This is a genomic window from Mycobacterium sp. VKM Ac-1816D (genome assembly GCF_000416385.1).
Lineage (GTDB): Bacteria > Actinomycetota > Actinomycetes > Mycobacteriales > Mycobacteriaceae > Mycobacterium > Mycobacterium neoaurum_A.
In genome coordinates, this window is record NZ_AOHQ01000101.1 from 1 (window position 1) to 23554 (window position 23554).

Genomic DNA, 23554 nt, shown 5'->3' on the forward strand with positions numbered 1-23554 from the left:
GGCCGCGGGTGCCGGAGCGCCGGGGACCGCCGCCGCGGCGGGGGCGCCGGGAACGGGTTCGGCCTGCACGCCGGCCGGGGTCATCCCGGGCTGGTCCGCGGGCAGCGGGGTGCCCTGGCTGCCCGCGGGAGCCGGCGCGGTCTCGGGGGCACCGGCGGGCAACGGGGTGCCCTGGCTGCCTGCCGGAGCCGTGGTCGGTGCCGGAGTGGCCGGGGTGGAGGTCGTCTCGGCGCCCGGCTCGCTCGGCGCCGGGGTCTCGGTGCTGGTGGTCGCATCGGCGGCCTCGGCCGCGGCCGGCGCCTGGTAGGTGCGGGCGCTGCCGCCGGACCCGGTGCCCGTGCTGGCGGCCGGCGGCGGGGTGACCCACACGATCAGGTCGGCGGCGCTGGTCGCGTAGACCACGCTGTCGGGCGCTTCGCCGGTGACGTCGAAGTACACCTTGCCGGTGGTCTTCTGGCCCTGCGCCAGCGTCGACGGGTTCACGCCCTGGGCGGTCGCGACGCCCCACAGCGCACGGTAGGTCTCGCCGTTGCGGGCGCGGGCGTTGAGGTTGGACACGATCGGGGTGGCGTTACCCTGCAGCGCCTCGTCGGTCGCGGTCGCTTCCCACAAGGTGCCGTGGATCTGGGCCGGGATGACGTCGGTGCTGACCTTGAGTCCGGTGACGGTCCAGCCCTGGACGATGTTGCCGTCGTGCAGCTGCGCCTGGCTACCCAGATGGGTCGTGGTGACGGCGCTGTGATCGTCGGCGATGGCGGCCGGTGCGGTGAAGGCGGTGATCGCCCCGGCGGCGGCTATGGCAGCGGCCGCAAACGCGGCACCAATGCTCGTGGTCTTCACGGTGATTCCACTCCTGAGTCGTCAGATTGACGGCATCCCCCCGATGGGGTGCATCACAGATCGAAGTTAGCAGGTGGCGTGGGGTGATGGAACCGCCGGCGACCCGGTCCGCGGGCCGAGTGTGCGATCGGAGATGCCTGCCGGTGCTCGCGATGCGGCATCTGAGCAAACAATTCAAGCGTATTGCCGCCGTTTGCTACAAAGGTCAGCACATTATCGGCGCGATCATGCGCAAACTCGTCGAGATTTGCTCGGGGCGGGTCTGCGGGCTAGGAGCGGGCTGTGAAGGCGCTGAGCGAATCTGCTCATGCGGTGTCGTCGCGGGCCCCGAGGCGTAGGTGTTCGATGTGGTAGACGGCCTCGTCGAGTAGCTGCGCCACGTGTGCGTCGTACAGCCGGTAGATGATGTTGCGCCCGGCGCGATCTCCGGCGACCAGGCCCAGCGCGCGCAGCAGGCGAAGTTGGTTGGACACCGCCGATTGCTCCATGCCGACGGCGCCGGATAGTTCGGTGACCGTGCACGGCGCCTGGCGCAGCCGGGTGAGGATCAGCAGCCGGTTGGGGGAGGCCAGCGCCTGCAGTGTCTCGGCGACCTTGACCGCGGCGGCGGCGTCGAGTGATGCCACCGGCGGTGTGCGTCCCTCGACTCCGTGTCCCATGCGCTCATTGAACCACGCGCCACCCAGACATTTAGACATGTAGAACTTTACATGTTTGTATGTGTGGGTGATGATCGGGGTGGAGCGTGTGGAAAGGTCGATCGGTGCCCAGCGGCGCCGTACGGCGTGGTCGCTGGAGTCGGTGCGCTGGGCGGTGGGGGCGCTCATGTTCTTCCTTGCCGGGCTGATCTTGCAGCTCGGCGGTGCACCCGAAATGGTCTGGTGGACGGCCTATCTCGCGTGCTACCTGGCCGGCGGTTGGCAGTCGGCCGTCGACGGGCTGACCGCGCTGCGAAGGCGTCGGCTCGATGTGGATCTGCTGATGGTGCTTGCCGCCCTCGGTGCCGCCGCCATCGGCCAGGTTTTCGATGGTGCGCTGTTGATCGTCATCTTCGCGACCTCCGGTGCCCTCGAAGACGTCGCCACCCGGCGCACCGAGGACTCGGTGCGGGCCCTGCTCGACCTCGCGCCCGAGCGCGCCGTGCGCGTCGACCGCGGCGTCGAGACCGAGGTGCCGGTATCGGAGCTTCGGGTCGGTGACCGCATCCTTGTCCGGCCCGGGGAACGGGTGTCCGCCGATGCCACCGTGATCGAGGGTGCCAGCGATGTCGACCAGGCCGGCATCACCGGCGAACCGCTGCCGGTGGCGGTGCACGTCGGCGACGAGATCTTCGCGGGCACGCTGAACGGCACGGGTGCCCTGGCCGCCGAGGTCGTCCGCGATCCGTCCGACAGTGTGGTGGCGCGCATCGTGGCGATGGTGGGACAGGCCTCGGCGACCAAGGCGCGCACGCAGCTGTTCATCGAGAAGATCGAACAGCGGTATTCGATGGTGATGGTCGGCGCCACCCTCGCGTTGTTCACGGTCCCGCTGCTGTTCGGGGCGGACCTGCGCAGCGCGCTGCTGCGGGCGATGACGTTCATGATCGTGGCCTCCCCGTGCGCGCTGGTGCTGGCGACCATGCCGCCGCTGCTGTCGGCCATCGCCACCGCCGGCAGGCACGGGGTGCTGGTGAAATCGGCCGTGGTGATGGAGCGACTGGCCACCGTCCAGGCCGTCGCCTTCGACAAGACCGGAACGCTGACCACCGGCCGTCCGAGGGTGGTCGGCGAGCCGCCGGAGACGGTGCTCGCCCTCGCGGCGGCCGCCGAACAACTCAGCGAGCACCCGCTGGGTAGGGCCATCGTGGCAGCGGCGCGCGAACGGGCACTGCCGATCGCGCCCGTGACCCGGTTCCGCGCGCTCCCGGGTCGCGGTGTCAGCGCGCTGGTGGGCGGGCGGCGGGTCGAGGTGGTGAGTCCGGCCGCGCTCGGCGGGCCTGCGCCGGAGTCGGTGGCCGCGCTGGAGTCCGCGGGTGCCACCGCGGTGGTGGTGACCGTCGACGGTGAGTGTGCCGGGGTGATCGGATTGCGCGACACGGTGCGCCAGAGTGCCGCCGATGTCGTCGCCGATCTGCATCGGTGCACCGGGCGTGTACCGCTGCTGTTGACCGGTGACAACCGTTGTGCCGCCGCGCGACTGGGCGATGAACTCGGCATGGAGGTTCGTGCCGAGCTGCTTCCCGACCAGAAGGTCGCCGCGGTGCGCGCACGCGCCGAGCGGGTCCTGGTCGTCGGCGACGGTGTCAACGACGCTCCGGCCATGGCCGCAGCTCATGTCTCGATTGCCATGGGCCGCAGCGGTTCCGACGTCACGCTACAGACCGCGGATGCGATCACGGTGCGTGATGACCTGGCGACCATCCCCGCCGCACTGGCGCTGGCCCGGCGGGCGCGGCGGGTGGTGTTCGCGAATCTCGTCATCGCCGCGAGCTTCATTGCGGTGCTGGTGGTGTGGGACCTGTTCTGGCATCTGCCGCTGCCGCTGGGTGTCGCCGGGCATGAGGGATCGACCGTCATCGTCGCGCTCAACGGACTGCGTCTGCTACGAGACAGGGCCTGGTTCATGGCCGTTCGCCAGTCACGCGGTGGCGCCGAAAGTCGCTGTCGCGCCTGATCCGGCGGGCGACGGCCGGCTGAGAAAGCACTCAGGAACGAACCACTTGTTCGGATAGGCTAGCCATGTTCAACCGTGATCGGCTTTCCACGAAAGGTGGCACTGCGCCCATATGTCGGTGAAGAGATTTCGTATGGCCGCCAAAGCCACCGCACTGGCCGGAGCCGCCGCGCTCGCCGTGGCGCTGACCGCATGTGGCTCGGACTCCGGGCAATCCGACGGTGCGCAGGCCGGCGCGAGCGATCAGCTGGTGGTGTACTCGGGTCGCAGTGAGGATCTGGTCGGCCCGCTGCTGGAACGCTTCACCGAGGCCACCGGTATCGGCGTCGAGGTGCGCTACGCCGGATCCGGAGAGCTTGCCGCACAGCTGATCACCGAGGGTGACGCGTCACCGGCCGATGTGTTCCTCTCCCAGGATGCCGGTGCGCTGGGGGCGGTCTCGGCGGCCGGACTGTTCGCGCCCATCGAAGCCGAGACGCTGGCGGCCGTGCCCGCGGCGTACTCGGCGGCCGACGGGACGTGGGTCGGGGTGTCGGGCCGGGCCCGGGTGCTCACCTACAACCCGGAGCTGGCCCCCACCGTGCCCGATACGATCGACGGCCTGCTCGACCCGCAGTGGCGAGGCAAGATCGGCTACGCGCCGAGCAACGCATCCTGGCAGTCGTTCGTCACCGGTCTGCGGGTCCTGCGCGGTGAGCAGGGTGCCAAGGACTGGCTGGAAGCCTTTGCGGCACAGGATCCTCGCGCGTTCGAGGGTAACGGACCGATGCGTGACGCGATCAACTCCGGCGAGCTGCCCATGGGTCTGACCAATCACTATTACCTCTACGAGTTGATCGACAGCACCTCCGCCGACGACGTCGTCGCCAAGAACCAGTACATGGCCGCCGGGGATCCGGGCGGATTGGTGAACGTGGCCGGGGTCGGTGTGCTGAAGTCCGCGCCGCACGCCGAGCAGGCCAACGAATTCGCCGCCTACCTGGTCGGCACCGCCGCGCAGGAGTACTTCGCGACCGAGACCGCCGAATACCCGTTGGTCGAGGGTGTCACGCCCAGCGCGGCGCTGCCCCCGCTGGCCCAGTTGCAGCCTCCCGCCGTCGATCTCTCGCAACTCGACGATGTCGAGACGACGCAGGAGCTGCTGGTCGAGACCGGGCTGCTCACCAACTGAACCTGATCAGATCGCGCCGCGACGGGCGGCCGCGGGCACCGATGACACTGGTGGCCGCGGCCGCCGTCGTCGTGGCCGGGTTGCTGTTGCCGCTGTGGTATCTGGCTCAACGCGCCAACGAGCGCGGTCTCGGATTCGTTGTCCGCGAATTGATCCAGCCGCGCACCGCGGCACTGGTGGGGCGGTCGGCGCTGTTGGTGGTCGTCGTCACCGTCGCCTGTGTGGTGCTCGGCCTCGGGTTCGCGGTGCTGATCAGGCGCACCGATATCCCGGCGCGCCGGGCGCTGACGATCGCCCTGACGTTGCCGTTGGCCATGCCGAGTTATCTGCTGAGCTACCTGTGGGTGTCCACCGTCCCCGGTATCGCCGGCTTCTGGGGCGCCGCGCTGGTCCTGACGCTGGTGAGCTATCCGCTGATCATGATGCCCACCCTGGCCGCGCTGGCGCGCAGCGACCCGGCCCAAGAGGAGGTGGCGAGGTCGTTGGGGCTCAACGGTTTTGCCGTGTTGTGCCGCGTCACCCTGCGGCAGGCCCGGGCGGCCATCGCCGCCGGGGCGCTGCTGGTGGCGCTCTACGTTCTCAGTGACTTCGGGGCGGTCGCGGCGATGCGGTACGAAGCCTTCACCTGGGTCATCTACGGGTCCTACCGATCGGGATTCAATCCGGCCAGGGCGGCGGTGCTGTCATTGGTGCTGTTGGTCCTGGCGGTCGCGCTGGTGCTGGCCGAGCACCGGGCGCGCGGCCGGGCGGCCGCCTCGCGGATCGGATCGGGCGCGCCGCGGCCGGCGCCGGTCAATCGCCTCGGGCGCTGGACGGTTCTCGCGTGGTTGCCGGTGGCGGTGGTGCTGACCGCGGCCCTGATCGTCCCGTTCGTCGCGTTGGGGGACTGGTTACTGGCCGGCGGTGTGCGTTTCGACGCGCAGCGGTGGTGGTCTGCACTCGGCGCGACGGTCTGGTTGTCCGGCGTCGCCGCGGTGGTGTGCACCGCGGCCGCCCTGCCGCTCGGCGTGCTCGCCGCGCGGTACCGCACCCGCACCACCCGGATGCTCGAGGGGGCGGCCTACCTGTCCCACGGGCTGCCCTCGATCGTCGTGGCGATCGCCATGGTCTCGGTCGGGGTGTTGTTGTTGCGCCCCATCTATCAGCGTGAGCCGCTGCTGATCCTGGCCTACGCGGTGTTGTTCGTGCCGCTGGCCGTCGGGTCGATCCGCTCGGCGGTGGAAGCCGCACCCATCCGGCTGGAGGAGGTGGCCCGATCGCTGGGCCGCAGCCCACTTGCCGCGTTCTGCACCGTCACCGCCCGCGGCGCGGCGCCCGCCGTCGCGGCCGGTGCCGCCCTGGTGCTGCTGACCTGTATGAAGGAGCTTCCCGTCACCCTGCTCTTGCATCCCACCGGGACCAGCACACTGGCCACCCAGCTGTGGGGACACAGCTTCGTCAGCGATTACGCGGCCGCCGCACCGTATGCCGCCGCGCTGTTCGTGTTCGCCGCCATCCCCACCGCCGTCCTCGGCCTGTGGAGCGCCGACATCGGTACCGGAGATGGCCGTGACTGAGCCGGCGACCGGGTTACCCAGTGGCATCAGGGTCGAGGGGGTCACCAAATCCTTCGTGGAGCGCACCGTCCTGGACGGGATCGATCTGGAGGTGCCGAACGGCCACATCACCGCGGTTCTCGGGCCGTCGGGATGCGGTAAGACCACGCTGCTGCGCATCATCGCCGGATTCGAGGAGCCCGACCGCGGTGCGGTGAGCGTGGGCGGTGTGCCGGTGGTGGGTGCGGGCACCGGCCGCCGCGACGGCTCGGTACCAGCCCACCGCAGGCGGGTGGGACTGATGCCGCAGGAGGGTGCGCTGTTCCCGCAGCTGAGTGTGGGGCGAAACGTCACCTTCGGCCTGCCCCGCGCGCGCCGATCCGATACCGCCATCGCCGAACACTGGCTGGGCGTGGTCGGCCTGGACGGCCTCGCCGACGCCCGGCCACATCAGCTCTCCGGCGGCCAGCAACAGCGCGTGGCACTGGCGCGCGCGTTGGCCGCCGAACCCAGCGTGCTGCTGCTCGACGAGCCGTTCGCCGCACTCGATGCCGGGCTGCGGGTGCGCGTCCGCGAGGAGATCGCCACCATTCTGCGCGCGACACAGACGACCGCGCTGCTGGTGACCCACGATCAGGCCGAGGCGCTATCGCTGGCGGACTCGGTGGCCTTGCTGATCGCCGGGCGGGTGGCCCAGCACGGGCCACCGGCGCAGCTGTATGACCGGCCGGTGAATCTGGAGGTGGCCCGATTCGTCGGTGGCACCGTCGAACTCGACGGCGATATCCGCGGCGGCATACTCACCTGCGCACTGGGAACGCACCGGCCGGAGGTCGCGCCGGCCGATGGACCGGTCACGGTGGTGGTGCGCCCCGAACGGGTGCACGTCGTCGACCCGGCCTGCGGCGCACAGGCCGTGGTGTCCGAATGCCGTTTCTACGGAGCGGAACTCGGTGTGCACGTGGTGTTGGGCGACGGGACCGCACTGGTGTTGCGCCTGCCCGCCACCCAAAGCTGTTCGGCCGGGCAACGCGTCGGACTCGCGGTGGACGGGCCGATGCTGGCCTATCCGAGGTGAGGACGCAGGGTCTGCTTGAGTGCCTCCAGCACCGAGGGATCCTCGATCGTCGAGGGCACCGGCTCGTCCTTGCCGTCGGCGATACCCCGCATGGTCTTGCGCAGGATCTTGCCCGAGCGTGTCTTGGGCAGCGCGGCAACGACATCCACGAGCTTGAAGCTGGCGACCGCACCGATGTCGTTGCGAACCGCCTCGACCAGTTCGGTATCGAGTCCGTCGGCGCTGAACCCGGACTTGAGCACCACCAGCGCGCGCGGTACCTGCCCCTTGAGATCGTCAGCCACACCGATCACCGCGCACTCGGCGACCGCCGGATGGGTGGCCAGCACGGCTTCGATGGACCCCGTCGACATCCGGTGTCCTGCCACGTTGATGACGTCATCGGTGCGGCCGACCACGAACAGGTAGCCGTCGGAGTCGATGTGCCCGCCGTCGCCGGTCAGGTAGTAGCCGTCGAACGCGCGCAGGTAGGACGACACGAAGCGGTCGTCCTCACCCCACAGGGTCGGTAGCGTGCCGGGGGGCAGCGGCAGCTTCACCACGATCGAACCCTCTTCGCCCGCATCGCATTCGGACCCGTCGGGGCGTACCACCCTGACGTCGTAGCCGGGCATCGGTACGGTCGCCGAGCCCGGTTTGACGGGCAACTGCTCGATGCCCATCGGATCGGCGGCGATGGCCCACCCGGTCTCGGTCTGCCACCAGTGGTCGATGATCGGGATGCCGAGCTTGTCCGAGGCCCACTCGTAGGTGCCCGGGTCCAGCCGCTCGCCCGCCTGGAACAGGTACTTCAGCCCGGACAGGTCATAGTCGCCGAGATGGCGGGCGTCCGGGTCCTCCTTCTTGATGGCCCGGATCGCGGTCGGCGCGGTGAACAACGCCTTCACCTTGTGCTCGGCGGCCACCCGCCAGAACGCGCCGGCGTCGGGGGTGCCGACCGGTTTGCCCTCGTAGAGAACCGTTGTGGCGCCGAACAACAGTGGCGCATAGACGATATAGGAATGCCCGACCACCCAGCCGACATCGGAGGCGGCCCAGAACACCTCACCGGGATTGAGGTCGTAGATGTTGCGCATGGTCCACAACAGCGCGACCGCGTGCCCGCCGTTGTCGCGGACGATGCCCTTCGGCTTGCCGGTCGTGCCGGAGGTGTAGAGCACATAGAGCGGGTCGGTCGCGGCCACCGGCACCGGGTCGACGGGCTCGGCCGTCGCCATGGCCTCGGCCCAGTCGATATCGCGGCCCGCCACGAGCTCACACGGATGCTGCTCGCGCTGCAGGATCACGCATTTCGGGGTGGAGTGCTCGGCCAGTTCCAGCGCGGTGTCCAGCATCGGCTTGTACTCGACGGTGCGGGTCGGCTCGATACCGCAGGAGGCCGATACCACCACGGTCGGCCGGGCATCGTCGATGCGGGTCGCGAGCTCATGGCCGGCGAAACCGCCGAACACCACCGAGTGCACCGCGCCGAGCCGGGCACAGGCCAACATGGCGATGACCGCCTCGGGCACCATCGGCATGTAGATGACCACCCGGTCGCCCTTGGTGACGCCCAGACCCTTGAGCACACCGGCGAACCGGGCGGTCGCCTCGAGCAGTTCGCGATAGGTGTAGGTCCGCTTGGTCCCGGTCACCGGCGAGTCGTAGATCAGCGCGGCCTGGTCACCGCGTTCGTCGATGTGTCGATCCAGCGCGTTGGCGCAGGTGTTGAGCTCACCGTCGGGAAACCAGCGGTAGAACGGCGGATTGCTGTCGTCGAGCACCCGGTGCGGTTCCCTGGTCCAGGTGACGGCCTTGGCGGCGTCGGCCCAGAACGTCTCCGGGTCGGAGATGGAGGCGTCGAAGATCGCGCGGTATCCGGACATGGGGAGAACCGTAATCTGAGTCACGTTGCAACGTGGTTGCAACGGTCGGAAACCGCGTCCTGGTCCGGTATACCCCCACGCCTGCTCGGACGAGATCGGCATGAGGGTCGCGGTATGAGCGGTGGCGCCGCGCACGGACGACCCTGCTGCCGATCTCGTCCCAGCGCTCTGGCGGCGTGTCCGTCAGCCGTGCCGGCCCAGCACCGCGAGCACCCGGGTCTGCCGGTCCGCGTCGGGGCCGACCTCGACGGCCGGGCCGCAGACACCCTCCATGCGGAGGGCATCACCGAACGCGGCGATGCCCTCCTCCAACCGATCCAGTTCGCCGTCGGTGAATCGGTAGCGTGAATCGGTCGCCGCGGCGATATCCCAGCGGTGCGCGATCAGGTCGAATCCGTAGAAACGCAGCAGGGTCTCGCCGATGGTGGTCGGGCCGAAATGGCCGTCGAATGTGCGTGCGGGCACCCGCGGGTCGGCCAGGATCTCGCCGATCGCGGCGGTGTGGGCGGACCAGGCGGCCACCGGATCGGCAAGATCCGGTCGCGTCGGCAGCGGGAATTCGTGACGCTGGAAGAACTCGCGCTGGGTGTCGATCAGATGAGCCACTACATCGCGGGCCGACCAGCCCTCGCAGGCGCTGGCGGCGTCCCACTGCTGCGGGGTCACCGAGGCGATCACGCCTGCCATCCCGTCGGCCAGGCCGGCATAGGTTTCTGCAACACTCGAATCCGTCATGGGCCAGACGTTAGGCGGCGAGATGGCGAGCGGATTGGACAAACCCGACAGACCCGACAACACCGTTGCCGACGAACCCGCGCACCTGCTCGACCCGGCACACCGCGCCGCCATCCACATCGCTCGACCGGCCGCGCCCACCGATCTCGACGGTCTGGTGCGGCGATTCTGGTTCCCGGTGTGGCGGGTGCCTGCGGGGCAGACCTTCACCCAACAGGTACTGCAGTACCCGGTGTGCCTGATGGTGATCACCGACACCTACGCCCGCTTCTACGGGCCCGCCTCGGGATTGGCCGGTACCCCGCTGACCGGGGACGGCTGGGCCGCCGGGGTCATGTTCGAGCCGGCCGCGGGCACGCTGATCACCGGCGGCTCGGTGTCTCGGTGGACCGACACCCACGTCGACCTCGCCGACCAGCTCGGTGCCGCGGGCGCCGCGTTGACCGAGCAGATCCGTTCGATCATGGCGGATGATCCCGCCGCGCCGCGGGCACAGTCGGCGGCCGTCGACTGCTATGCCGCGTTCCTGCGCCGCTTCGGCCCGGTCGACGAGCTGGGGCGCACGGTCAACGACATCGTCGCCCATATCGAGGACAACCCCGACGTCAGCCGGGTGGCCGATGTGTGTGCGCAGTTCGGGATCTCCGAGCGCAGTCTGCAACGCCTGACCCGGCACCGGATCGGACTGAGCCCGAAGTGGCTGGTGCGCCGGCGCCGCATCCAGGACGCGAGCTGGCGGCTGCGCACCGGTGCCACCACCGTGGCCGCGGTGGCGGCCGATCTCGGCTACGCCGACGAGGCGCACCTGAGCCGCGATTTCCGCCGCGTCACCGGACAGACGCCGGGGGCGTTCGCGGCCCGCTACGCCGACTGACGTCTGATCATCGACACCGCCTGCTCGGCGACGGCGCTGAGCACTCGGCGGTCCCTGGTGGTCAACGTCTTTCCCGACAGCAGCAGCCAGTGGTCGTGATCGGCGACATCGATCGCGGTATCGGCGGCCTCGACATCGGTGCAGGGATCGTGCCCGACACCGGCCAACACCGTCCCGTCGGCCGAGACGATGCTCACCGCGCGCTGCCCGTACGCCTCCCGCAACCGGTCCAGCAGCACGTCCAGATCGGCATCGCGTAGTGCCGCATCGGCGAACAACGCCAGCAGTTCGGCCTCCCGGGCCGCCCGCCGCGCCTCGGCCGCGCGATGGGCGGCACGGTCGACCACCACGGCGACGGCCACCGCGACCACCAGCAGCACCGCGATGGTGACGACGCTGTCGCTGTCGTAGACCGCGAAGCTGTGCACCGGACTGACCAGGAAGTAGGTGAGCAACACACCGGACAGCACGGCGCACAGCGCAGCGGGGGCGATCCCGCCGATCAGCGCCACGGCGACCACGCCGGTGAAGAACAGCGCGCTCTGTCCACCGATACCCAGCGCACCCTCGGGTAGTCCGGTGGTGGCCGCGCAGATGATCGCCGGGATGGCCACCGCGGTCAGCCAGGACCAGAACCGCCTGCGGTGCAACGACGATCGCGACCAAGAGATGCCGGTGTGGGCCTCCGGGTGGGTCACCATGTGGACGTCGACATTGCCGGACTGGGCGATCACCTGGGCGCCGATACCCTCGTCGAACATCCGCGCCCACCGCGAGCGCCGCGATGTGCCGATCACCAGCTGGGTGGCATTGGCGCTGCGGGCGAAGTCCAGCAGGGTGGCCGCGACATCCTCCCCGACGACGGTGTGCATGGTCGCGCCGAGGCTGGCTGCCAGTTCGCGCAGCATCTTCTTCTGCTGTGGGGTGATGGCCACCAATCCGTCACCCTGCACGATGTGCAGCACCTTGAGCTCCGCGCCTGAACGCGACGCGATCCGCGAGGCGCGGCGCACCAGCGTCTCGGATTCTGGCCCGCCGGAGACCGCGACGACCACCCGTTCGCGGGCCTCCCAGGTGTCGGTGATGTTCTTGTCGGTGCGGTACTTGGCCAGTGCGGCATCGACCTGATCGGCCAGCCACAGCAGCGCCAGCTGCCGCAGCGCCGACAGGTTGCCGGGCCGGAAGTAGTCGTCCAGTGCCGCGTCGATGCGGTCACGGCCGAACACATTGCCGTGAGTGATCCTGCGCCGCAGCGCTTCCGGGGTGATGTCCACCAGTTCGATCTGGTCGGCCGCGCGCACGATCTCGTCGGGGATGCGTTGCTGCTCGGTGATGCCGGTGATATGACCGACGACATCGTGCAGGCTCTCCAGGTGCTGGACGTTGACGGTGCTGATGACCGTGATGCCCGCATCGAGGAACTCCTCGACATCCTGCCAGCGATGGGCGTTGCGGCTGCCCGGGGTGTTGGTGTGGGCCAGTTCGTCGACCAGGACGACCTGGGGCCGCCGCGCCAGCACCGCCTCGACATCGATTTCGGCGTGCCGGGCGCCCTGGTACTCGATGACGATCGGCGGGACCATCTCGATACCGGCGAGCTGCTGGGCGGTGTGGCGGCGGCCGTGCGTCTCGATCACCGCGGCGACGACATCGGTGCCGCGGCTCATCCGGCGCTGCGCCTCGCCGAGCATCGAGTACGTCTTGCCGACGCCGGGCGCGGCACCCAGGTAGATGCGCAGATCCGCGCGCTTACGACCGAGGATGCCCACCTGCCCATCATCCCCTGCGGGGCTACTCCTGGAAGCGGTATCCCATCCCCGCCTCGGTGATCAGATGTTTGGGCCGCGACGGGTCGACCTCCAGCTTGCGGCGCAGCTGTGCCAGGTACACCCGCAGATAGTGGGTCTCCTTGGCATAGGCCGGACCCCACACCTCCTTGAGCAGCTCCTCGCGGCCCACCAGCTTGCCGCGGTGGCGCACCAGCATCTCCAACATCCCCCATTCGGTCGGGGTCAGATGCACCTCGGTGCCGCTCTTGGTGACCTTCTTCGCGGCCAGATCGACTGTGAACGAGGAGGTTTCGATGACAGGTTGATCATCCTCGATGGCCGCGCTGGCCCGTCGGACCGCGGCGCGCAGCCGAGCCAGAAACTCGTCCATGCCGAACGGCTTGGTCACATAGTCGTCGGCCCCCGCGTCGAGCGCCTCCACCTTGTCCGAGGAATCGGTCCGCGCCGAGAGCACGATCACGGGGACGGTCAACCAGCCGCGTAACCCGGCCAGCACGTCGATGCCGGACATATCGGGCAGACCGAGGTCCAGGATCACCACGTCGGGCCGGTGATCGGCGGCCGCGCGCAACGCCTCGGCGCCGGTGGCTGCGGTGTGCACCTCGTACCCGCGCACCGACAGATTGATCCGCAGTGCCCGCAGGATCTGCGGTTCGTCGTCGATCACCAGAACCCGTGTCACGGCTGCGGTCCTTCCTGGGGTGCCGCCAGTTCGATGACCACCGTCAGCCCGCCACCGGGGGTGTCGGTCGCCGAGATGGTGCCGCCCATCGCGGTGACGAACCCGCTGGCCACCGACAGGCCGAGCCCGACACCGGTGCTGTTGTCCTGGTCCCCGAGACGCTGGAACGGCGCGAAGAGTTGCTCTTCGGCGCCGCGCGGAATACCCGGTCCCTCATCGGCGACGGTGATCAACACCCTCTCGCCGACGCGTCCGGCGTTCACCCGGACGGGATTGTCGCCCCCGTAGCGCAGCGCGTTGTCGATCACGTTGACCAACACCCGTTCCAACAGACCGGGGTCGGCGAGTGCGACCGCGTCACCGACGTCCACCTTGACCCGATCCCAGCCGGAGTCCTTGGAGCTGCGGCTGATTCCGAGCAGAGCCCGCTGCACGGCCTCCTCCAGGTACACCCGGCGAAGTTCGGGTTTGACCACCCCGGCGGCCAGCCGGGAGGAGTCCAGCAGATTGCCCACCAGTGCGGTCAGCTGGTCGACGGACTCTTCGACGGTGGCCAGCAGCTCGGCGGTGTCCTCGGGGGAGAAGTCGATATCACTGCTGCGCAGGCTCGATACCGAGGCCTTGGCGGCGGCCAGCGGGGTGCGCAGATCGTGGCTGACCGCCGAGAGCAGGGAGCGGCGCAGTTCGTCGGCTCGCGCGACGGCCTCGGCCCGGCCCGCCTCGGAGATCAGCTCGCGCTGCCGGACCAGGCCGGCGGCCTGTTTGGCGACAGCGCCGAGCACCCGGCGATCCTTGGCGGGCAGCTTGCGGCCGGACATCAGCAGCCAGAACTCGTCGTCACCGACTTCGATTGCGGTGTCGGCGCTGTCGACATCGACACACGGTTGCTTGCCGGCGCACGCAACCACGTGCGTCTCCCCGTCACGTTCGCGCAGCAGACTCACCGCGGTCTGCGAGTACACCTCACGGACACGCTCCAACAAGGCGGTGGGGTCGGCGCCACGCAGCACGGAGCCGGCGAAATGCGCCAGCAGCTCTGCCTCCTGGGAGGCGCGGCGCGCCTCGCGGGCCCGTTTGGCGGCGCTGTCGACCAGCGCGGCCACCGCGACGGCGACCATCAGCAGCACCGCGATGGTGATCGCGCTGTCGGGTTCGGAGATGGTGAACGTGTAGCGCGGCTCGGCGAGAAAGTAGTTGATCAACAGGCCCGACAGCACCGCCGAGAGCGCGGCGGGCGCGACGCCGCCCAGCAGTGCCACCGCCAGCACGCCCACGAAGAACAACGCGCTCTCGCCGCTGACCCCCAGATAGCGGTCCAGCCACAGCACCGCGACGGCCGCCAGTGCCGTGGGCACCACCACGGCGGCCAGCCAGGACGCGGCGTGCTGCCGCCAGTTCCGATTCCCGGATCGGGCGGTCGCGCGCCCGGTCTGCTCATGGGTCACCATGTGCACGTCGATGGTGCCGGAGTTCTGCACCACCGCCGCGCCGATGCCCTCGTCGAGGATGCGCGCCCACCGGGTGCGCCGCGATGTCCCGACCACCAACTGGGTGGCGTTCATCTCGCGCGCGAAATCCAATAGGGCGGCGGGCACGTCGTCGCCGACGACGGTGTGCACGCTGGCTCCGAGGCTGGCCGCCAGATCGCGCACTGTACCCATCATCGGGGCCGAGACACCGGCCAATCCGTCACCGCGTACCACGTGCACGATCATCAGTTCGGCGCTGGATTTCGACGCGATGCGCGACGCCCGGCGTACCAGGGTCTCGGATTCCTTGTCGCCGGTGACCGCGACGACGACCCGTTCGCGGGCCTCCCAGGTCGCGGTGATCTTGTTGTCGGAGCGGTATTTTGCCAGCGCGGCGTCGACCTGGTCGGCCAGCCACAGCAGGGCCAGCTCGCGCAGCGCGGTGAGGTTGCCTCGCCGGAAATAGTTCGACAGTGCCGCGTCGATCCGGTCGGGTGCGTAGACGTTACCGTGGGAAAGCCTGCGGCGCAGGGCTTCCGGGGTGATATCGACCAGCTCGATCTGATCGGCGGCGCGCACCACCTCGTCGGGCACCTTCTCCTGCTGCTCGATACCGGTGATCTGGGCGACGACATCGTTGAGGCTTTCCAGATGTTGCACGTTGACGGTGGTGATCACCGTGATGCCCGCCGCGAGCAGCTGCTCGATGTCCTGCCAGCGCTTCGGGTTCGCACTGCCCGGGGTGTTGGTGTGGGCCAGTTCGTCGACCAGGACCACCTGCGGGCGGCGCGCCAATACCGCGTCGACGTCGAGTTCACCGAACGTGGCGCCGCGGTATTCGACCAGTCGTGGCGGAATGATCTCGATGCCCTCCAGGAGCTCGGCGGTCTTGGATCTGCCGTGTGTCTCGACGACGGCGGCCACCAGGTCCGTGCCGCGCTCAAGTCGCCGGTGCGCCTCGCCCAGCATGGCGTAGGTCTTGCCGACGCCGGGAGCCGCGCCGAGGTAGATGCGCAGCTCCCCACGTTTCGGTCGGTCGGTCACCAGCCCATCATCCCCCAAACCGATCCAATGCCAGGTTCAGCTGCAGCACGTTGACGCGCGGTTCGCCCAAGAAGCCCAGCGTGCGGCCCTCGGTGTGCTCGTCGACCAGCGCGCGCACCTGATCGGGGCTGACGCCGCGTGCCGCTGCGACCCGGTCGACCTGTATCGCCGCGTAGGCGGGGGAGATGTGCGGGTCCAGCCCGCTGCCACTGGCCGTGACGGCGTCGGCAGGCACCGCCGGCGTGGCCGCGGCCCCGGCCACCGGCACGATCTGGCCGATCGCATAGTCAGCACCCGGTTCGGCGCATTCGACCCGGACTCCCTCGTAGGTGGCGACGAACGGGACGGCCGGGCAGACCTGGTTCACACTGACCACCCTGACCGGCTCGGTGACGGTGCCGCGCGCATCGCGGGGACCGATGACCGACAGCACCGCGCCGACACCCTCGGCCGTGCAGAACGGCCGGGCACCGTTGAGGTCCTCCAGCTCGCCGACCGCCAGGCTGCGGGTGCACACCTCGGTCAGCAGGCTGGTCCGACCATCGCCCGGTTCGCCGGCGGCGGTGGCCGTGTCGACGATGTCCTCGGGCCCCAGGTTGGATGCGCCGGTGGCCAGCGGGTCGTAACCGCCAGGACGAGACTGGAAGTACTGTGGCAGGGGGTTTCCTGAGGCATCGGTGAACGGCTGTCCGATCAGGCTGCTGCCCAGTACTTTTCCGTCAGCCTCCAGCAGCGAGCCGTCGGCCTTGTCGCGCAGGCCAGGCAACTGGGCCACCAGCCAGATCAGGATCGGGTAGGCCAGCCCGAGGATCGCGGTGAGTACCAGCAGCGCCCGCAGCGCCGCAGTGTGCTGACGGAGCAGATTGGCGAAGTTCATGTCACATTCCCGGGAAGAGTTGGACGACGAGGTCGATCAGTTTGATGCCGATGAACGGCGCCACCACACCGCCGAGACCGTAGATGAACAGGTTGCGGCTCAGCAGCTTCGAGGCACTGCTCGGGGTGTAGCGGACACCCTTGAGGGCCAGCGGGATCAGCACGACGATCACGATCGCGTTGAAGATCACCGCGGACAGGATCGCCGATTGCGGACTGTGCAGCCGCATGATGTTCAGCAGGTCCAGCCCGGGGAATACCGCGACGAACAACGCCGGGATGATGGCGAAGTACTTCGCGATGTCGTTGGCGATACTGAAGGTCGTCAACGCTCCTCGGGTGATCAGCAGCTGCTTGCCGATCTCGACGATCTCGATCAACTTGGTCGGATCGGAATCCAGATCGACCATGTTGCCTGCTTCTTTGGCCGCCGATGTGCCGGTGTTCATCGCCACGCCGACATCGGCCTGGGCCAACGCCGGTGCGTCATTGGTGCCGTCGCCGGTCATCGCGACGAGCTTGCCCCCGGCCTGTTCGGCCTTGATCAACGCCATCTTGTCCTCGGGCGTCGCCTCGGCAAGGAAATCGTCGACCCCGGCCTCGGCGGCGATGGCCTTGGCGGTCGTCGGGTTGTCGCCGGTGATCATGACGGTGCGAATGCCCATGCGGCGCATCTCGTCGAAGCGTTCCCGCATGCCCTGCTTGACCACATCCTTGAGGTGGATGACGCCGAGCGCGCGGGCCCGGCCGTCATGTACCTCACCGACCGACAGCGGGGTGCCACCGGCCGCCGAGATCTGCTCCACGAGGTCGCCGAGTTCGGCGGGTACCGTGCCACCCTCGGCGCGGATCCAGTCGGCCAGGGAGCCGGCCGCACCCTTGCGCAACTTGCGCTCGGACCCGTCATCGGTGATGTCCACGCCGGACATCCTTGTGGTGGCGCTGAATTCGACCCAGTGCGCGTGGCTCAGTTCGCCGGGTGCGCGGGTGCGCAGGCCATGAGCCTGCTTGGCGTACACCACGATCGAACGACCTTCGGGTGTCTCGTCGGCCAGGCTGGACAACTGCGCCGCGTCGGCCAACTCGTCCTCGCCGACACCGGACAGCGGCAGGAACGCGGCGGCTTGCCGGTTGCCCAGCGTGATGGTGCCGGTCTTGTCGAGAAGCAGGGTGTTCACATCGCCGGCGGCCTCGACGGCGCGGCCGGACATCGCCAGCACATTGCGCTGCACCAGCCGGTCCATCCCCGCGATGCCGATGGCGCTCAGCAGCGCACCGATGGTGGTCGGGATGAGGCACACCAGCAGGGCCACCAGGACGATGCCGGTGATCCCGTCGCCGGTGAGGGACAACGAATCCGGCACGCCGGGGTTGTTGGCCTTGGAGTAGATGGCCAGCGGCTGCAGGGTGGCGACGGCGAAGACGAAGATGATGCTGAGCGAGGCGAGCAGGATGTTCAGCGCCACCTCGTTGGGTGTCTTCTGCCGGTTGGCGCCCTCGACCAGGCCGATCATCCGGTCGATGAAACTCTCGCCGGGCTTCTGGGTGATCTTGACGACGATGCGGTCGCTGAGCACCGTGGTGCCACCGGTCACCGCGGACCGGTCGCCACCGGACTCCCGGACGACGGGTGCCGACTCACCGGTGATGGCCGATTCGTCCACCGAGGCGATGCCCTCGATGACATCACCGTCGCCCGGGATCGTCTGTCCCGCCTCGACGATCACGACATCCCCCTGCTGCAGCAGCGGTGCGGCCACCTGCTCCTCACCACCCGAGGCGGTGACCCGGCGCGCCATGGTGTCGGTCTTGGCCTTGCGTAGGCTGTCGGCCTGCGCCTTGCCGCGACCCTCGGCCACGGCCTCGGCAAGATTGGCGAAAACCACGGTCAGCCAGAGCCATCCGACGATGAGCCAGGCGAACCAGGACGGATCGGTGATGGCCAGCAGCGTGCTCCACACGGCCCCGATCTCGACGATGAACATGACCGGATTGCGCCACAGCGTGCGGGGATCGAGTTTGCGCAGCGCGTCAGGAACCGAGGTCCACAACATCTTCGGATCCAGTAGCCCGCTCTGCACGGACCGCTTCGGGGTGCGCGGCGCGGTCGTGGCAGCGGTGTCGACGGTCGCGGTGGACATCAGTGGATTCCTTCGGCGAGGGGGCCGAGCGCGAGCATCGGCAGGAAGGTCAGGGCGACAAGGATCAGTGTCACGCCGGTGACCATCCCGACGAACTGCGGACGGTGGGTGGGCAGGGTGCCTGCGGATTCGGGTGTGCGGGCTTGTGCGGCAAACGATCCCGCCAGTGCCAGCACCAGGATGATGGGCAGGAAGCGGCCGAACACCATGGCCAGGCCGAGCGCGGTGTTGTACCACTCGGTGTTGACGCTGATACCGGCGAACGCCGATCCGTTGTTGTTGGATGCCGAGGTGAAGGCATAGAGCACCTCGGACAGACCGTGCGGTCCGGTGTTGAGCATGCCGTCGCGTTGGCCGGGCATCGCCATGGCCAGCGCGGTCCCGGTGAGCACCAGCAGCGGGGTGATCAGGAAATACGTTGCGGCGAACTTGATCTCCCGCGGTGTGATCTTCTTGCCGAGGTACTCCGGGGTGCGCCCGACCATCAGGCCCGCCACGAAGACGGTGATGATGGCCAGGATCAGCATGCCGTAGAGACCCGACCCGACACCGCCGGGTGCGACCTCGCCGAGCTGCATGTTGAACATGGTGATCAGCCCGCCGAGACTGGTGTACGAGTCGTGGAACGAGTTGACCGCGCCGGTGGAGGTCAACGTCGTGGCGGCGGCATACACCGCCGAATCGGCGACGCCGAAACGCTGTTCCACGCCTTCGGTGGCCGCGCCGACCGCGGTGGGTACGGTGCCGTGGGCCTGCAGCTGCACCAGCATCAGCACGCTGACGCTCAGTGTCGCGATGGTGGCCATCACGGCGACGATTGCCAGACCTTGCTTCTTGTTGTCGACCATCCGGCCGAACGTGCGGGGCAGCGCGAATGGGATGAGGCAGATCAGCAGGATCTGCACCCAGTTCGTCCACGGCGTCGGATTCTCGTAGGGGTGCGAGGAGTTCGCGTTGTAGAACCCGCCGCCGTTGGTGCCGAGCTCCTTGATGACCTCCTGGCTGGCGACCGGGCCGCCGGGCAGGGTCTGCTGTCCGCCGGCGATGGTGTCGACCACCTGATCATGCAGCGCGAAGTTCTGGATGACGCCCCCGGCGATCAGGACGATCGCGCCGATCACCGAGAGTGGCAGCAGGATTCGCAGGCTGCCACGCACCAGGTCGACCCAGAAGTTGCCGAGGTCGCCGGTGCTGCGCCGGACCAGGCCGCGCACGAATGCGATGGCGACGGCCATGCCGACGGCGGCGGAGACGAAGTTCTGCACCGTCAGGCCAGCCATCTGCACCAGGTGACCCTGGGTCGTCTCGCCGGAATAGGCCTGCCAGTTGGTGTTCGTCACGAAGCTGACCGCGGTGTTCCAGGCCAGGGCCGGTGTCATCTCGGTCGCCGGATCGTTCAGATGCAGGGGCAGCTTGCCCTGCACCAGTTGGAAGACGAACAGGAACACGATGCTGACCGCGGAGAAGGCGAGCACGCTGCGGGCGTAGGCGCCCCAGGTCTGTTCGGCCTTCGGGTCTGCCCCGATGAGCCGGTAGATGCCGCGTTCGAGGCGGGAGTCCTCGGCGCGGGTGTAGACGCGGTACATGTAGTCGCCGAGTGGCACGTGGGTCAGGGCCAGCACGAGGACGAGGGCGGCGAGGAAGACGATCCCCGCGGTGGTCGTGGACACTAGAACCTCTCCGGGAACAGCAATGCGGCGAACAGAAACAAGCCCGTGAGGATCGCCAGCACCAGGCCGACGCTGTTGGCGAGGTTCACAGCCGCTCGACCAGCTTCTGGACCAGGCCGAGCAGCGCGAAGACCGCGATGGTCAGCGCCAGGAAGACGAGGGTGGACGCGAGGGTCGTCACGACGGATCAGCACTCCTGCTATTTGTTGACACCCCCGGCCGGATCGGTGTGGGGGCGAAGGCAAAGCTACGACCGTGTTCCGTCGCTGAGCTGGGCATTGACGGTTCCTTGACGGGTGCGAGCGGCATCTTTACGCGGTCTCTACACCGGCGGCGTTCTGGGCGTGGTCTTGGTCTGCGCACAGCCTGCGGACAGCCTGCGGGCGTAGACCGGATTGATGACCGATCTTGATACGCACGCGGGACATCCGCACCGGCTGCGGGTCGCCGTGCGCACTGTGCGACGAGTGCTGCCGAAATCTGGTTGTGGGTTGCCTGCGGCCCTGTTGATCGACCCGCTGGTCTCGGCATGGGTCCGCACCCATGGGGTGACGGTGCATGTCGGTGATGCCGGTGAACTGGGTCTGGTGCGGGCCGGGGGTGTGCCGGCCGATCAGGTGTTGTGGCGGTGCGGCACGTCTGCCGTGGCCACCTCGGGAGCGCTGGCCTGCGGTGTCACCCGCTTCGTGGCGTCGACGCGCCGGCATCTGACCATCCTCTCCGACCTGGCCGGCGGGGTGGCGTCGGTGCATCTCGACCCGGACTGCCTGTTGGCCGGCGGCCCGCCCGAGGGCGTCGATGTGGTCGGTATGCATGTCATCGTCGCCTCCGCCGATCCCGACGCCTGGGCGGTCGCCGCGCATCGGTTGCTCGGGCACATCGCCGGCCTCCGCCGTGACGGCGTGGAGGTGACGCGGATGAGCCTGGCCGGCGGTTCGGCCGAGACCTGGCTGCGCGCCGACAAGCACCAGCTGATGGCGATGGCGTCGGCGGTCGACGAGTCCATCGACGACGGGTGTGCGCGGTGGCGGGTGCCCAGGCCCGCGGTCATGTTGGGTCCCATCGGGATGTGACGACGCGTTAGAGTTTGCGATGACAACGACATCGTGACGATATCTGTGACGCGGAGGTGGTTCCGGTGCGTCTGCACCTGGCGGCGGGTTTCCTGGCATTGACTGCGCTGCTCAGCGGTTGCGGGGGAGACCGGGAGGTCCAGGGTTCGCCGATCGGCTCCGCGAGCACCGCCGCTGAACCCGTCGTCGATCCAGCGGCCGATGCCAAGGCCGTGCAGTCGGTCTTCGACAAGTACCGCACCGAGGCCGCGGCGCAGAACGGTGCGGCGGTCCCGGCGCTGATCAGTCCCGACACCATCGCGCACTACGACACGGTGGTGAAGCTGGCGCGGACGGCCGGACCGGCCGAGGTCGCCACCGTCGGGATGATGGACCGCCTGATGATCGCCCGCATGCGGGTCGAGGTGCCGCCGGACTTCGCCACGATGGACGGGACCGATCTGCTGGTCTACGGCGTCGACGAGGGCATGATCGACTCCGATGCGTTGGAAGGAAACTCCATCGGTGACGTGCGCGTCGACGGCGACCGCGCCTATGCGCCGATGTTGGTCGACGGCGAGCCCGCCGGCGCGGACTGGGAGTTCGTTCGTACCGACGCGGGGTGGACGTTCGACCTGGCAGCCGGTTTCCCGCTGATCAACGAAGCGCTCACCCAGGTGGCCGCCGACGGCGACATGACCGAGGACGAGTTCATCTTCAGTGTCGTCGAGTTGGTGACCGGTACTCCGGTCGATGCCTCGGTATGGGAAGTGCCCACGGCGTAGCGCTCGTCCGTCCTCGCGGGCACCGCATTGAGGGCGGCCGGAAGGATGCCCGGCTGCGTAGCTGTGAAACCGGCTCGATCAGTTTCATCCGCCCCGCAGCGGGTATTTGAGCGTCATGTTTTCCTGACGACCCGGGCCCTGTCCGGGTGGTTGGGTTTATGGGAGGGTGCCATGCCTGATACCTCGAAAGACCCGGTCGACCACGCACGCACGTATCGGCAGCATGCCGGGGAGGCTATGAAGGCCGGCAAGAACGCGCCGGGCATCGTCGCGGTGGGCCTCGGCGTGGTGGCGCTGGTGAGTGGGCTGTTCGCCTTCGCCAACGGCAGCTCGACGGCGGGCATCGTCGGTGTGGTGCTGGCGGTCGTGTTGATCACCGGTGGCCTGTTCTGGCTCAATCGTATTCACCGCAAGGTCGCCGAGCAGCAGATCGAGTGGCACCGCGACCATCCCGAAGTTCCGTACGAGCCGCCCACGAGCTGAGGCACGCTCACTTCTCCCGGCGGAACTGGCGCTGGATGGCGCACCGGACGGCAAGAAGCATGGCGGCGGGTGCGCCGAGTAGCGTCAGCGCGGCGACAAGATCGGTCATCGGACTCCTCCGTATCGGCCGAAGGCCGGAATGGCCTTGGTGGGCAACAAGTTTTCGTAGGCACGGTGCCAGATCACCTCGTGCTCGGCGGCGGTGATCTGGCCCTCGCGCAGTCTGCGGTCAGCCCGCACCATGGCGGTGCCCACCGCCTGCACCTGACGGGCGAGGGCGAGCAGGGCCCGGTCCGAGTTGGGCAGTGGCACAGTGACATCAGCGGTGCGCACCCTGCTGCGCACCGATCCGGCGCGAAGGAACGCGCGAGTCCCGAAGAGAAGTGTCGTCACCGAGGCCACCGTGACCGCGAACCAGGGTTCGGCGAAACCGGACAGGACCGCGGTCACGACCAGCCACCAGGCGGTGCCCCACGCGTAGAACCCTCGCCAGACCCGGACGCGGCGGCGCTCCTCGGCGCTGATGCCCGGCGGGTAGAGCACGATCCGGTAGACCACGCTGCCCCAGCGCTGGGGCCGGATATCCACTGCACCCCATACGGTGTCACCATCGAGCAGTAGTCGGCACAGTTGCCTTGTCGTGTCGGTCACCGCTCCACGATCCGCCCGGGCGGCGGGACGAGGCCCGATCTGTACGGAATCTTGACGGAGCCGGCCGGGTTTCTGACGGCAATCTTGCGGACCGCTACGTGTCGGACCCTGTCTTTAGAATCGTGGTATGCCGCCTCCGACAACGCCTTACGCCGCTG

20 protein-coding genes and 1 pseudogene are annotated in these 23554 nt (G+C 68.7%); 8 read left to right on the forward strand and 13 right to left on the reverse strand.

From position 1 onward, the window contains the following. Together G154_RS01465 and G154_RS01470 are read right to left on the reverse strand one after the other, a co-directional pair. Positions 1-840, reverse strand: an 840-nt coding sequence (locus tag G154_RS01465; protein WP_036478706.1) for an MPT63 family protein, incomplete at its 3' end; no start/stop codon positions are given. A 305-nt stretch (positions 841-1145) separates the two neighbouring features. Beyond that, complete coding sequence (locus G154_RS01470; protein WP_023986186.1) at positions 1146-1499, reverse strand: metalloregulator ArsR/SmtB family transcription factor; 354 nt, start codon at positions 1497-1499, stop codon at positions 1146-1148. Between the two features lie 166 nt (positions 1500-1665). On the opposite strand from G154_RS01470, the gene G154_RS01475 reads away from it, so the two are divergent. The 4 genes from G154_RS01475 (at position 1666) to G154_RS01490 (ending at position 7279) form a co-directional block, all read left to right on the forward strand. After that, on the forward strand, positions 1666-3495 hold the full coding sequence (locus G154_RS01475; protein ID WP_019510253.1) for a heavy metal translocating P-type ATPase: 1830 nt from the start codon (positions 1666-1668) through the stop codon (positions 3493-3495). A gap of 133 nt (positions 3496-3628) precedes the next feature. Continuing rightward, the gene (locus G154_RS01480; protein WP_019510252.1) at positions 3629-4666 is read left to right on the forward strand and encodes an iron ABC transporter substrate-binding protein; all 1038 of its coding nucleotides are present in this window, start codon (positions 3629-3631) and stop codon (positions 4664-4666) included. 41 nt (positions 4667-4707) lie between these two features. Next, positions 4708-6222, forward strand: coding sequence for an iron ABC transporter permease (locus G154_RS01485; protein WP_019510251.1), 1515 nt, complete (start codon positions 4708-4710; stop codon positions 6220-6222). Beyond that, positions 6215-7279 (forward strand): ABC transporter ATP-binding protein, encoded by a 1065-nt coding sequence (locus G154_RS01490; protein ID WP_045546380.1) that lies wholly within the window; start codon positions 6215-6217, stop codon positions 7277-7279. The genes G154_RS01485 and G154_RS01490 overlap by 8 nt, the downstream gene beginning before the upstream one ends. Here the strand turns inward: G154_RS01490 and G154_RS01495 are convergent. Together G154_RS01495 and G154_RS01500 are read right to left on the reverse strand one after the other, a co-directional pair. Further along, a complete protein-coding gene (locus G154_RS01495) occupies positions 7267-9246 on the reverse strand; it encodes a propionyl-CoA synthetase (protein WP_081649901.1) in 1980 nt (659 codons plus the stop codon). The two genes, G154_RS01490 and G154_RS01495, sit on opposite strands and share 13 nt — an antisense overlap. A gap of 81 nt (positions 9247-9327) precedes the next feature. Further along, positions 9328-9879 carry a TIGR03086 family metal-binding protein gene (locus G154_RS01500; RefSeq protein WP_019510248.1) on the reverse strand — a complete coding sequence of 184 codons (552 nt, stop codon included), beginning with the start codon at positions 9877-9879 and terminating at the stop codon, positions 9328-9330. Between G154_RS01500 and G154_RS01505 the strand changes: the two genes are divergently transcribed. After that, positions 9878-10753, forward strand: coding sequence for an AraC family transcriptional regulator (locus tag G154_RS01505; RefSeq protein ID WP_234713024.1), 876 nt, complete (start codon positions 9878-9880; stop codon positions 10751-10753). The two genes, G154_RS01500 and G154_RS01505, sit on opposite strands and share 2 nt — an antisense overlap. Before the next feature lie 2 nt (positions 10754-10755). Here the strand turns inward: G154_RS01505 and G154_RS01510 are convergent. The 8 genes and pseudogenes from G154_RS01510 to G154_RS27025 form a co-directional block, all read right to left on the reverse strand. Next, positions 10756-12522 (reverse strand): annotated as a pseudogene (locus G154_RS01510) (DUF4118 domain-containing protein); the annotation flags it as partial. Positions 12523-12544: 22 nt separating this feature from the next. Next, positions 12545-13225 carry a response regulator gene (locus G154_RS01515; RefSeq protein ID WP_019510245.1) on the reverse strand — a complete coding sequence of 227 codons (681 nt, stop codon included), beginning with the start codon at positions 13223-13225 and terminating at the stop codon, positions 12545-12547. After that, positions 13222-15762, reverse strand: coding sequence for a sensor histidine kinase KdpD (locus tag G154_RS01520; RefSeq protein WP_234713044.1), 2541 nt, complete (start codon positions 15760-15762; stop codon positions 13222-13224). Before G154_RS01520 ends, G154_RS01515 begins: the two co-directional genes overlap by 4 nt. Beyond that, positions 15746-16615 (reverse strand): potassium-transporting ATPase subunit C, encoded by an 870-nt coding sequence (locus tag G154_RS01525; RefSeq protein WP_019510243.1) that lies wholly within the window; start codon positions 16613-16615, stop codon positions 15746-15748. Before G154_RS01525 ends, G154_RS01520 begins: the two co-directional genes overlap by 17 nt. Position 16616: 1 nt before the next feature. Then, complete coding sequence (gene kdpB, locus G154_RS01530; protein ID WP_019510242.1) at positions 16617-18755, reverse strand: potassium-transporting ATPase subunit KdpB; 2139 nt, start codon at positions 18753-18755, stop codon at positions 16617-16619. Continuing rightward, a complete protein-coding gene (gene kdpA, locus G154_RS01535; protein WP_019510241.1) occupies positions 18755-20425 on the reverse strand; it encodes a potassium-transporting ATPase subunit KdpA in 1671 nt (556 codons plus the stop codon). Before kdpA ends, kdpB begins: the two co-directional genes overlap by 1 nt. After that, positions 20425-20514 (reverse strand): potassium-transporting ATPase subunit F, encoded by a 90-nt coding sequence (locus G154_RS27020; protein WP_019510240.1) that lies wholly within the window; start codon positions 20512-20514, stop codon positions 20425-20427. Before G154_RS27020 ends, kdpA begins: the two co-directional genes overlap by 1 nt. Then, positions 20511-20606: a hypothetical protein gene (locus G154_RS27025; RefSeq protein ID WP_019510239.1), complete on the reverse strand. Its 96-nt coding sequence runs from the start codon at positions 20604-20606 to the stop codon at positions 20511-20513. The genes G154_RS27020 and G154_RS27025 overlap by 4 nt, the downstream gene beginning before the upstream one ends. A 217-nt stretch (positions 20607-20823) precedes the next feature. Between G154_RS27025 and G154_RS01550 the strand changes: the two genes are divergently transcribed. The 3 genes from G154_RS01550 to G154_RS01560 all read left to right on the forward strand — a co-directional run bounded on the left by G154_RS01550 (position 20824) and on the right by G154_RS01560 (position 22745). After that, the gene (locus tag G154_RS01550) at positions 20824-21498 is read left to right on the forward strand and encodes a hypothetical protein (protein ID WP_019510238.1); all 675 of its coding nucleotides are present in this window, start codon (positions 20824-20826) and stop codon (positions 21496-21498) included. 65 nt (positions 21499-21563) lie between these two features. Further along, on the forward strand, positions 21564-22262 hold the full coding sequence (locus G154_RS01555; protein ID WP_131701284.1) for a hypothetical protein: 699 nt from the start codon (positions 21564-21566) through the stop codon (positions 22260-22262). A 171-nt stretch (positions 22263-22433) separates the two neighbouring features. Then, on the forward strand, positions 22434-22745 hold the full coding sequence (locus G154_RS01560) for a hypothetical protein (protein ID WP_023986182.1): 312 nt from the start codon (positions 22434-22436) through the stop codon (positions 22743-22745). A 105-nt stretch (positions 22746-22850) separates the two neighbouring features. Here G154_RS01560 and G154_RS01565 read toward each other — a convergent pair whose 3' ends face one another. Further along, positions 22851-23396 carry a DUF6611 family protein gene (locus G154_RS01565; protein ID WP_131701283.1) on the reverse strand — a complete coding sequence of 182 codons (546 nt, stop codon included), beginning with the start codon at positions 23394-23396 and terminating at the stop codon, positions 22851-22853. Positions 23397-23554: the final 158 nt, after the last annotated feature.

Coding starts and splice junctions, on each gene's coding strand:
- G154_RS01470 (WP_023986186.1), bottom strand. CDS start 1,499: ATGGGACACGGAGTCGAGGGACGCACACCGCCGGTGGCATCACTCGAC.
- G154_RS01475 (WP_019510253.1), top strand. CDS start 1,666: ATGTTCTTCCTTGCCGGGCTGATCTTGCAGCTCGGCGGTGCACCCGAA.
- G154_RS01480 (WP_019510252.1), top strand. CDS start 3,629: ATGGCCGCCAAAGCCACCGCACTGGCCGGAGCCGCCGCGCTCGCCGTG.
- G154_RS01485 (WP_019510251.1), top strand. CDS start 4,708: ATGACACTGGTGGCCGCGGCCGCCGTCGTCGTGGCCGGGTTGCTGTTG.
- G154_RS01495 (WP_081649901.1), bottom strand. CDS start 9,246: ATGCCGATCTCGTCCGAGCAGGCGTGGGGGTATACCGGACCAGGACGC.
- G154_RS01505 (WP_234713024.1), top strand. CDS start 9,878: ATGGGCCAGACGTTAGGCGGCGAGATGGCGAGCGGATTGGACAAACCC.
- G154_RS01500 (WP_019510248.1), bottom strand. CDS start 9,879: ATGACGGATTCGAGTGTTGCAGAAACCTATGCCGGCCTGGCCGACGGG.
- G154_RS01525 (WP_019510243.1), bottom strand. CDS start 16,615: ATGAACTTCGCCAATCTGCTCCGTCAGCACACTGCGGCGCTGCGGGCG.
- kdpB (WP_019510242.1), bottom strand. CDS start 18,755: ATGTCCACCGCGACCGTCGACACCGCTGCCACGACCGCGCCGCGCACC.
- G154_RS01550 (WP_019510238.1), top strand. CDS start 20,824: ATGACCGATCTTGATACGCACGCGGGACATCCGCACCGGCTGCGGGTC.
- G154_RS01560 (WP_023986182.1), top strand. CDS start 22,434: ATGCCTGATACCTCGAAAGACCCGGTCGACCACGCACGCACGTATCGG.